Here is a 10,262-nt window from a genome sequence, read left to right on the forward strand (position 1 = left end):
TTGTAGGCGCGAATGCTTGCGCGTGTAGGCTGCTACGCGGCGTGATGTGCTGAGTGGTTCTGCGACTTCTGTGCGAGCGGGGAGAGGGTGAGTGAGTGCTATACTCGGCGAACATTCCACCGCCTCAAGGACGCATCAGGCTCACATGCTTTTCAAGGCCCGCAGTGCTGCTGTTTACGGAATCGACGCTCACCTGATTGATGTGGAGGTCGATTTCTCGCAGATCAAGCTCGACAAAGAGATCTTCAGCACGGTCGGACTTCCGGATGCGGCGGTTCGTGAGCCGCGATCGCGTGAAGTCGGCGATCCGGAACTCGGGTTTTGAGATTCCACCGACGAAGATCACGATCAATCTTGCTCCTGCGGACCTGAAGAAGGAAGGATCGGGCTTCGATCTTCCGATTGCGGTCGGCATTCTTGGCGCTTATGGGGCGCTTGCGATTCAGGATCTGACGGACTTTCTGCTGGTCGGCGAGCTTGGACTCGACGGTTCACTGCGGGCTGTTCCGGGTACGCTGCCGATTGCGGTTGCGCGGGCGAATGGAATCAAGAACGTGATTGTTCCGGCTAGCAACGCTCGCGAGGCTGCGGTGGTTGAGGGCGTGAATGTTTATCCGGTGAAGAGTCTGCTGGAGGTTCGTGAGTTGCTGAATTCGGCGGCGAACGGCGGCATTCATGCGACTCCGCTTGAGGTGATGGCGAATGCGTTGCTGAATGAGACGCAGCACTTTCCGTTCGACTTCAAGGACGTTCGCGGGCAGCATGTGGCGAAGCGCGCGCTGGAGGTTGCGGCCGCGGGTGGACATAACATTTTGATGATCGGTCCTCCGGGCTCGGGCAAGACGATGCTGGCGAAGCGGCTGCCTTCGATTCTGGCTCCTCTGAAGTTCGAGGAGGCGCTGGAGACCACGAAGATTCATTCGGTTGCCGGCGTTCTCGACGGCGAGCAGGGTTTGGTTGCTCACCGGCCGTTTCGTTCGCCGCATCATACGATCTCGGACGCGGGGCTGATCGGCGGCGGAATGGTTCCGCGGCCGGGAGAAGTTTCGCTGGCGCACAATGGGTTGTTTCTGGATGAGCTGCCGGAGTTTCCCCGGAACGTGCTGGAGGTTCTGCGGCAGCCGCTCGAGGATGGGACGGTGACGATCTCGCGGGCGGCGATGAGCCTGAGCTTTCCGGCGCAGTTCACGCTGGCGGCTGCGATGAATCCGTGTCCCTAAGGGGTATCTGAACGCCTGCAGACTCCTTTCATCCTTGTGCTCAGGGCGGCGAATCGAAGCAACGGAACAACCTTGGACCAGCTCGATCCAGCGGGGAACGCTCCCTGCACCAGCACAATGTTTCTAACCTTCAGCGCTTCCGAATTTTGAGCCATGATCATTCCTCGTCTTTGCGTCAACCGCGCTGAGTATCGGCGCCGGAGTGCTGGCGCGGGTGGTGCTCACGCTGGCGATGAACACTTTGCTTGCGACATGGGTGGACGGTGATGTGCAAGACCTAATGCTACTGCCGGCGGGAAGCTGCGCGCTGAGTTTAGTCTCTATGATCGCCTGTCTTCTGCCGGCGCGCAGCGCCTCTGATGTCGATCTAATGTCATTGCGCAGCGGATAACAGGCTGTACAGCACACTTAGCAGCGCATACCGCTCAGAGCCAGCGGAATTCACCGCCTGTCCATCTCGATACGCGATCGGCGATAACAGAACCTCTCACTCGCTGATCGACGCTGATAGGGGTCCAATCGACCAGCGTTCGGTCGAATGCGATCACTCAGAATCAGTGTCAGGCTGGGCCGGGCCCTCCGCGGCTGTGCGCCTGTATGCAAGTGGAGGTAAATCGGCTGAAGCTGCAAGAAAAATTCACATTGCTGCGAAGACAGGCTAAGGGTATGCTGTGCATCCGGCCCCTTTATACATGACTCATGTTTGGCACCGCAGTTAAACCAAGCTTGCAGGATAAACATGTCTTTCTCCCGATAACTCAGAGAATTTACGCTGCAGACGCAGCGCACGAGGAGTTCAAATGCACTTGACGCGCTTATTTGCAGCCTGGACGATCTTCCTACTCACCGCCTGCGCGTTCGCGCAAGGTACAAACGGCAAGCTTCAAATTCATCACATCGATGTCGGGCAGGGAGATGGCGCGGTGCTGATCTCCCCGAATGGCGAAGTTGTTCTTTTCGACATGGGCGAAGACATGAAACGAAGAGATTGCCAAGGGGCGGTCGATTATCTCGACCAACTTGGCGTTCGTCAGATCGACTACATCTTCGTCAGCCATTACCACTTCGACCACATCGGGTGTATTCCGGCGGTGTTGAAGAAGTTTCCGCTGGTTCACAACTCATTTGATCGGGGCCAGAGCTATCCGGGAGCGACTTACGGTGCATACGTCGCCGCGGTCGGTGCCAAACGAAAGACCGCGACGCTCGGGCAAGAACTTGACTTGGATCAAGGTACTGCCGACCCCGTAAAACTGAGCGTGTTCGTTCTCGATGCGACTTATAAAGGTGGCAGTATCACAACGAACAACGAGAATGACCTGAGCGTTGCGGTGCTCGTTAGCTTTGATGGATTCAAGGAAGAAATTGGTGGGGATCTTTCGGGCGATAAGGCCAACGACTACCAAGACATCGAATCGCCCGTTGCTGCTGCCGTCGGCCCAATCGATGTGTACAAGGTGCATCACCATTGCAGCGCCTACAGTACGAATGAAACATGGCTGAAGGCAACTCAACCCACGGTCGCGGTGATCTCGACTGGAGACGGCAATGCCTATTTTCATCCCACCGCAGATTGCCTGACTCGACTTTATGAGGCGGACCTGCAGAAAATATATTGGACTGAAAAAGGCAATGGCAAAGACGTGGAGCCGGCTCCACCCGTGGACGTGATTGGTGGCGACATATCAATCGAGGTAGCTCCTAAAGCGAAGACATTTACCGTTTCATATAGCAATGGAGCAGTGGACACGTGGCCCATCAAAGCACCGACCGGTGGTGGGGCGGTGGCGGCGACGGCGGTCGTGACTACGCCGAAGTACGCCTGGAGTGTACGGTCGCAGTATTATCACGAAGCCGATTGCCCAGCGGTGAAGCGGATCAACAAGGCCAATTTGCAGACCGGGAATATCCCTCCACCCGATAAGAAACCATCTTCGTGTGTTAAGACGCCCGCGCCGTAGCGGCGTATCATTTGCCATCGAATGGGTATGTAATGGTCTTTTCGCCGAGCTTCATCGACTACCACTTGTTAGCGGCTGACGAACCCGCGTCCAAGGCAAAGCTCTTCTTAGTAACGCCAGTGTTCATCGACGACACACACATGAGCGTAGTTTTGCTGAAGTCCTCGGGTCCTGGCGTCGACATTTAGTGCTCAGATCATTTCTCAATCGTAGGCTCACAGCCAGCTCCTCGATCCGGCGTTGGAGGTTTAGGTGCTGGCGGCACTCCGGCGGCCGCCAAAGCGACCGACGCAAAACCTTCCACACCTGAAGAACAAGCTACCAAGGATGCGGCGGCGAACGAACTCGCCGCCAAGGAAGCCGCCTCAAAACAGCTAACGGTGAACGTCCAAGTAGTAGGCAATCCCTCGAAGTAAGGTGACACAGTTGCGGAATCGAAAGCCCGGCGGAAGCCGGGCTTTCAGTATCACGGCAGGCGGGGAGCGCTCAGTGAACGCGGTCTGGATCTATGAACTACCGTTTGAGGCTGTCGCTTTGATCACGGGATACATTGCATCTTACTCAGGTCGTGTCGCCGAGATAGGAGAATCGCCGACAGCCTAGCTAGTAGGTCATTGGCAACAGGAACACAGTGTCCTGACCGAGGAACTTGTGCGCTAGTGTACTTTGAACGAAAACGCCAGCCGATAGGGAGGTGTACCTTGTATCACTTGAATTTGCTTATTGCCTTGGTCTTTGTGGTCGCTGTCGCAGTGACTTTGAGAATCGCAGCATCCATCCGGGGCCGAAAGCGGTGCGAACCGCTGATGCCGCCTGCTAACCAGCTCTCATGGCGGCCGGCAACACAAGGTCGGATGGCCTCAGTCCCCAAAACCGCAGCCATCGTTCTTCCGGAAATCGCCTCTGATGATCCTTGTAATGTACTTCTGACTTGTGCATCGTTCTGCTACGCTTGATCACATGGACTTATCCAACATTCTCAACGAGATAGACAAGCAGATTGCTCAGCTTCAGCAGGCAAAGGCACTCCTCACCGACTCCTCCGCACCCCGAAAGGTAGGACGCCCCGGGAAGACCGTCACAGTGAAAGCCGCGGCCCCGGGGAGGAAGCCTCTCAGCGCCGAAGCCAAGGCGAGGATCGCAGCCGCGCAGAAAAAGCGTTGGGCGAAGGTAAAGAAGGCTGCTCCGGTCGTCGCTAAGAAGACCGCTCCCGCTCCAGCGAAGAAGAAGACACCAGCGAAAAAGGCTGCCGCACCAGCGAAAGACGTGGCGGCTAAGACTGCGTAGTCTCGTTCCTGCTACGCCACTGCGCTACACCGCCCAGCCTATTTACTGACATCCCTTGCTGTTCGGAAGAAAGAATCACTTACTTCGCAACCCTAAGAATGCGGTCCGGTCGAGAAGTTCCAGCGACCATTCACCGGGAAAAGTCGCGTTTTCTCCACTGCAAAGCTTTGTGTGAATATCGATCGCCGTTGGCCAGCCCACGAGTTCGGCGAAAGCCGGAACATATCTATCAAAGTTTGTGGAGAACCAACGATGCGTCGTGTTGCCTCCGTTGCGAAGAAGATCACATTGGCGAGATAGCCCTTGTGCCGTCCTGCAGGAACGATGTCAGGAACAGCTCTGAGAATGAATCCGGACATAATCTATCAATATGGCTAACGGAATCTTTAGCTCTGTCCGATGCCGACGGGGCTACAGATTCTGCAGTCAGCCCCATGGATCGTGATGCTTTCGTGCAGCGCAACGATCTCATATTGGGTGTATTCGATTCCGCCTTGCGATGCCTCGAGAAATTTCAACTCCTCTAGATTTCGATATGCCTCGCTCAGCTCTTGACGGAGCAGAGTAACCTGCATGCAAAGAAACGATTCCATGAAATAGCCCCCAAAATCAGAATTTTTGGCGGCAGCAATGAAACAGGTTCGACAAGCGAACAAAGGGAAGCAATCTCGACACTCTGTAAAGTGAACAATAGCATCGGCAATACAGAATGGCGCTACAGCTCTTGGGGCATGTACCCCAAGGGCATCCAGCGATCGATCGCAGCCGGCGTCAAGGGCATCGAGCACGGACAGCTGATGGACGGAGCGACCGCCAAGCTCATTGCCTAGAAGGCCGTGGCTATCCACGAGCCGTTTCAGCAGGGCAAGGCCGGCATTCCGGACTCGACCGGTTTGCCGTGGCGAAGTACAACTCGATGGTGGTCGGTGTTGATCAGGGGATGGCTTATTCGATTCTAAGTACCTGATTTGATTGAATAGCTGGAACGCAAGGCAGGTTGGCGGTCTCGAGTGGCATCTCTTTTTAGGAGATAGAACTTTTTACCTTTTCGAGGGGTTGGGGCAAAAATAGCCATGTCGAAGGGCGTGTAGCGGACATGGAGTGTCTGCCGGCGGGGCTCGCGGGACGGAGGTACTATCCACCCGACCGATGATGGGCGCGAAAAACTGCTGGCGCAGCGGATGGAGGAGATAGTACAAAAGCGCCGCAGGAACAGAAGTTCCGTATAGTGAAGTTGGGGTTCGAGGTGCAGTGGAACGGAAAAACGGGTTAAGCGGTTCTCGAATCCTGGCCAGAATGAATAGTCAAACGGCAGATGGCCAAAATAGAATCCGCCTACGTGGACGCCGTCAATTTGTCTCCACTGTCCTCGCCAGAGCCTCCAAATAAGCTTTCTTAACCCGGTTTTCCGTTCCACTGCACCTCAGCCCCCAAGTTGTGCAACCTTCCCTTGAACGAGGAGATAATGGCTTTTGGAAATGCGAAGCGCATTCTGCAGGCGACTTCAGGATTGAGCGCTTTCAAGCTGCTTCTGTTGATGGTGCGGTTTACTCGCCCGAGTCTGGAGCCGCTCTGGACGCTGCTGTTGCAACCATTCGTACGTAACGGGGAGGTTCCCTTTCGATATCACGAGGGCAATCGCAGCTACCGCGCGTCGATACGGACTGCCGACCTGGAGTGCGATCTGCATAGCGCGCTCGAGGTGATCGTTCGCAAGGTGTATGCTCTGGACCCAAGGTTTGCGCCCGATTTCGTGATCGATGGAGGCGCAAACATCGGGCTGTTTTCGTTGCAGGCAGCCGCGATTTATCCCTCCGCGAAGATCGTGATGTGCGAGCCGCTCCCGCGAAACATAGCGCAGGCCGAGAAACTACTCAGCATGAATCATGTCGCGGCGGATCTCCTGCCGGTCTGCATCGGCGGCTCCCGTCGAACCATCCCGTTCTATTGCCGCGGCGCAAACGGCAGCAGCTTCGACGCCAAGGAACCGTATACGAGCGTTCTGGAGATTGAAGTTCTGCGCCTGCGTGATATCGCCGAGAGCCGGCCGGCGCAGCGCGTCCTGATCAAATTGGATATTGAAGGCATGGAGATGGAGTCACTTCAGGACTATGTTCCGGTGGAGAGCCGATCCGTGATTATCCTGGGTGAGCTACACAGGCATAGAGAGAATCGACCGATCATGGAGGCGTTATTCGCCGGGCACGGATGGTCTTTCGAGGTTGGCGATGTGTCGGGCGAGGACACTATCTTCGAAGCGCATTCGCCAGCTGCGCGCGCTCAGGTTTGAAGAACCTTCAAAGCTGACGGACCTCGCGGATAGTCGAACGAAATTTCACGAATGGCTATTTTTGCCCAACCCCTCGAAACGGTATGAGCGCCGGAGTAAAAATAGGCCACAGAACGCCGCGGGCGCGGCGCTTTGCGGCGGAGTAAAAGTAGTCCACCGCGGGATCTTGGTTTCGTGAGCGGTGTTGCCTTGGCAACGTGGCTCATGGAACACCGAAGGGATGTTCCGAGTGGAGATTTACGGGCGTGTACGACGAGCGGTTCGTGTTGAGGGTCGGAGTCAGCGTGCGGTGGCCCGGGAGTTTGGGCTGTCGCGAGAGACGGTGCGGAAGATGCTCGAGTACGCAGTGCCGCCCGGCTACCAGCGGCAGCAACCGATCAAGCGTCCCAAGCTGGGGCCGTGGCTGGGCGTGATCGACGCCATTCTTGCAGACGACAAGCCGAGGCCGGCCAAGCAGCGGCACACGGCCAAGCGGATCTTCGATCGGCTCAAGGACGAGCACGGGTTCACGGGCGGCTACACGATCGTGAAGGACTATGTGCGGGGCGAACAGCTTCGCAGCCGGGAGATGTTTATTCCTCTGACCCATGCCCCGGGCGAGGCGCAGGCGGATTTCGGCGAAGCGTTGGTGGTGATTGCCGGTGTGGAGCAGAAGGCGCATTACCTGGCCATGGATCTTCCCCATTCCGACGATTGCTTCGTGGCGGCATTTCCGGCCGAGACGACCGAAGCCTTCCTGGACGGCCATGTGCGGGCCTTCGCATACTTCGGCGGAGTTCCCACGCGGATACTGTACGACAACACGAAGATCGCGGTGGCGAAGATCCTGGGTGGAGAAGAACGACAACGGACGCGGAGCTTCTCCGAGTTGCAGAGTTACTATCTGTTCGCCGATAAGTTCGGCCGTCCGGCCAAGGGCAACGACAAGGGCAAGGTCGAAGGTCTGGTTGGCTATGCGCGGCGGAACTTCATGGTGCCGGTCCCACGCGTGTCGAGTTGGGAAGAGTTGGGACGCGCACTTAGAAGAGCAGTGCCGGAAGCGGCGCGGACGGCAAGTCGGTTACCCATGAGCCGGATAGTTCCGGTTCTTCCACTGCCCGCCTCTTCCCTGATAGAACCGCACTGCTGAACTGATTGTCGCCATCAGGTAGAACAGCCCAATCACCGGGAGCAGCAATCCCCAAGCCGGAGAACGCCGGTAACGCCAAAGCGTGGGTTGGAAGGCTAAGGCCATGCCGGCCCAGCAAACGGCCCCAGCCCAACGCAGCCCGCCAGTTGCGAAGAGGCTGGCCAGCACTGGCTCAACATACACCAGCAGCATGCCGACGCATGTTCCGAGTAAGACCCAAGGCGAGTACCCAAGCTGTACGTAAGCTGTCCGCGCAATCATCTTCCACACGTCGCTGAACCCGGCATATCTCCGCTCACTGACCACCTGTTCCCCGTGCCCGAGCCAGATCCTGTGGCCTCCGCGCTTGATCTCTCGCGCCAGAGCCACGTCGTCGATCAGCGCCCGACTGATTCTGTTTACCCCATCGACTCTGCGTAACGCTTCCTGCGCGACCAGCATCGTACCGCCCGCGGCTGCAGCGGTCGTTCTCCCAGGATCGCAAACCCACCGAAAGGGATAGAGCAACTGAAAGAAGAAGACAAAGGCCGGCAGCGTGGCTCGCTCGGCAAGGCTCTCGCACCGCAGACGAACCATCTCCGACACAAGACTGAGTTGATCTCGTTCCGCACGGGAGACAAGCGAAGCCAGGTGTCCCGGTCCGTGCACGATATCGGCATCGGTGAACAGAACGTAGTCCGCCGCCAGCGTCTCCGTTTGCCGCAAACCTTGCGAGACCGCCCACATCTTGCCTGTCCAGCCGGTTTTGAGCAGCTCTCCGTCCAAGACACTGAGGCGTCTGTCCGTTACCGCCAACTCACGCGCGAGGGCTCCCGTTCCATCGGAGCTGTTGTCGTCTACCAGCACGATCTTTAGCTCGCCGTTGAACTGCTGAATGAGCAGAGATCTCAGAGTATCTGCGATGTGCTCGGCCTCATCCCGGGCTGGGATCACGACCGTCACCTTGAGCGGACGAGTCGGGTATGCCGCTCCTAGAACGGGTCCGGACCTCCAGAAACCCCCATGCCCAACCAGTAGCCACACCCAGATCACGACGCTGAGCAGAACAGGAAGAAAGATCATAAGCCATTATCCAGCGGCGTTCGTTAGATCAGTGACTGTAGCGGACGCTTAGCGGATCCTAGCCAACAGGTCAAGCATGTACGTGTCTAGGCACACACACGCGCCACTAACCTCTGGAGTGCTCTGCGGCGGGATTCTTAAGAAGCTCTGCCACCGTCTTCAGGATCTAACGCGAAAGAGATTCATCCGATACGGCGCGCGCCAGCGACGCTTCTTGGATGAGAAAGCTGTTCCGCACTTCCCTAAGTGATGTCACTTCACTTGAAAGGTCTCCTCAGCGGAGAGGAACGGTGATACTGTAGCCACTGGGAGAATCGTTCCAACGGCACAGATCGTTACCGGTTCGCAACCAAAGGCAAAGAGGGTGGCCAGCTTCGGCTGGCCTTCTTCTTTAAGTGCCGATAACCTCAGCTCAAAGAATTGACCGACTTCAATCATTAGTTCGCAGCATGAGCCTCCGCCGTGCTTCTCTCGGCTGCCACACCGGATAGGTATCCTAACTGCTCGACTAGGTATTGTGCGACCGCGCGGATCTGTGTCTGGCCAGTCAAGATAGAGTCCTAACGTTTATCAGGACCTATCCGGATCTAACCAGATTTCCGGATAGCCGGTTATACATCCACATGAAATAGGGCGGATCGGTAAGTAGCCTGCGGCTGGGTTTCCGAAGGCGTAACACCATTCCTCCCGGATCACCGCCCAACCGGACATTACCTTTCCGCTAATGCCGGTTGGCAGACAACACTCCCGCGATCCGGGTTTTATCCTCAATAGGTGAGGCCTGCGGCCCCATGCGCCTTAATCCTGAGCAGCTTGCGGTTCGGTACTATTATGACGATCTACAGTATTGAAAGCTTCCGCGAATTGCCGTCGACGCGCTCGAAGAAGGCTATGACGGCCCTGCATTGAGGTCCTGACGTGCCAGAAGGTTCGAGGTCCGGAGTGATCGGAAAGCGGAGAGAACAGAAATCTCGGGTCGGACCTCCAGAAAAAATCGGATAATCTCCTCGGGGAAGGATACCGATCATGTCGCTGCGCAAAGGGTTGCTGTTCGCAATGCTGTTCGCGATCGTTGCCTTGGCGGAGCCCGGAAGGGTCAACGTTTACAAGGCGGAATTTGATGTGCCGAAGCCGAATACGTTGTTGCGCGCCCTGCGCCTGCCACTCCGGCATTGTCTTGGTACGGCAGCTGGCCGGCAAACAAGCCAAGTCGATGGCTCAAGGCATTCCGCAGGAAAGGCGAATTGCTGCCGGCGTCACTTCTTCCGATTCAATTCAAGAACCCCAAAGATTTAGGTACTGGAAAGGTGCTC

At 56.8% G+C, this 10,262-nt stretch carries 8 protein-coding genes and 2 pseudogenes; 8 read left to right on the forward strand and 2 right to left on the reverse strand.

Annotated elements, in window-relative coordinates:
- Positions 1–145: 145 nt before the first annotated feature.
- From Q363_RS16475 to istA, 7 genes and pseudogenes are all read left to right on the forward strand, one after another.
- A pseudogene (locus tag Q363_RS16475) lies at positions 146–1,217 on the forward strand (YifB family Mg chelatase-like AAA ATPase); the annotation flags it as partial.
- An 803-nt stretch (positions 1,218–2,020) separates the two neighbouring features.
- Complete coding sequence (locus tag Q363_RS16480; RefSeq protein ID WP_035352215.1) at positions 2,021–3,181, forward strand: ComEC/Rec2 family competence protein; 1,161 nt, start codon at positions 2,021–2,023, stop codon at positions 3,179–3,181.
- A gap of 417 nt (positions 3,182–3,598) precedes the next feature.
- Positions 3,599–3,784: a DUF427 domain-containing protein gene (locus Q363_RS46315; protein WP_425387690.1), complete on the forward strand. Its 186-nt coding sequence runs from the start codon at positions 3,599–3,601 to the stop codon at positions 3,782–3,784.
- 357 nt (positions 3,785–4,141) lie between these two features.
- Entirely contained in the window at positions 4,142–4,468 is a 327-nt protein-coding gene (locus tag Q363_RS36185; protein ID WP_064742662.1) for a hypothetical protein, read from the forward strand.
- Positions 4,469–5,019: 551 nt separating this feature from the next.
- Positions 5,020–5,298, forward strand: a complete 279-nt coding sequence (locus tag Q363_RS40635; protein WP_157467004.1) for a hypothetical protein — start codon at positions 5,020–5,022, stop codon at positions 5,296–5,298.
- 635 nt (positions 5,299–5,933) lie between these two features.
- The gene (locus tag Q363_RS16495; RefSeq protein ID WP_035352218.1) at positions 5,934–6,758 is read left to right on the forward strand and encodes an FkbM family methyltransferase; all 825 of its coding nucleotides are present in this window, start codon (positions 5,934–5,936) and stop codon (positions 6,756–6,758) included.
- Positions 6,759–6,978: 220 nt separating this feature from the next.
- A pseudogene (istA, locus tag Q363_RS16500) lies at positions 6,979–7,819 on the forward strand (IS21 family transposase); the annotation flags it as partial.
- Here istA and Q363_RS16505 read toward each other — a convergent pair.
- Entirely contained in the window at positions 7,819–8,949 is a 1,131-nt protein-coding gene (locus Q363_RS16505; protein ID WP_035352220.1) for a glycosyltransferase, read from the reverse strand. The pseudogene istA and the gene Q363_RS16505 overlap by 1 nt on opposite strands.
- Before the next feature lie 252 nt (positions 8,950–9,201).
- Positions 9,202–9,387, reverse strand: a complete 186-nt coding sequence (locus tag Q363_RS16510; protein ID WP_035352222.1) for a hypothetical protein — start codon at positions 9,385–9,387, stop codon at positions 9,202–9,204.
- A gap of 588 nt (positions 9,388–9,975) precedes the next feature.
- Here Q363_RS16510 and Q363_RS40640 point away from each other — a divergent pair.
- A complete protein-coding gene (locus tag Q363_RS40640) occupies positions 9,976–10,245 on the forward strand; it encodes a hypothetical protein (protein ID WP_157467007.1) in 270 nt (89 codons plus the stop codon).
- Positions 10,246–10,262: the final 17 nt, after the last annotated feature.

It is taken from the genome of Edaphobacter aggregans DSM 19364 (genome assembly GCF_000745965.1).
Taxonomy (GTDB): domain Bacteria; phylum Acidobacteriota; class Terriglobia; order Terriglobales; family Acidobacteriaceae; genus Edaphobacter; species Edaphobacter aggregans.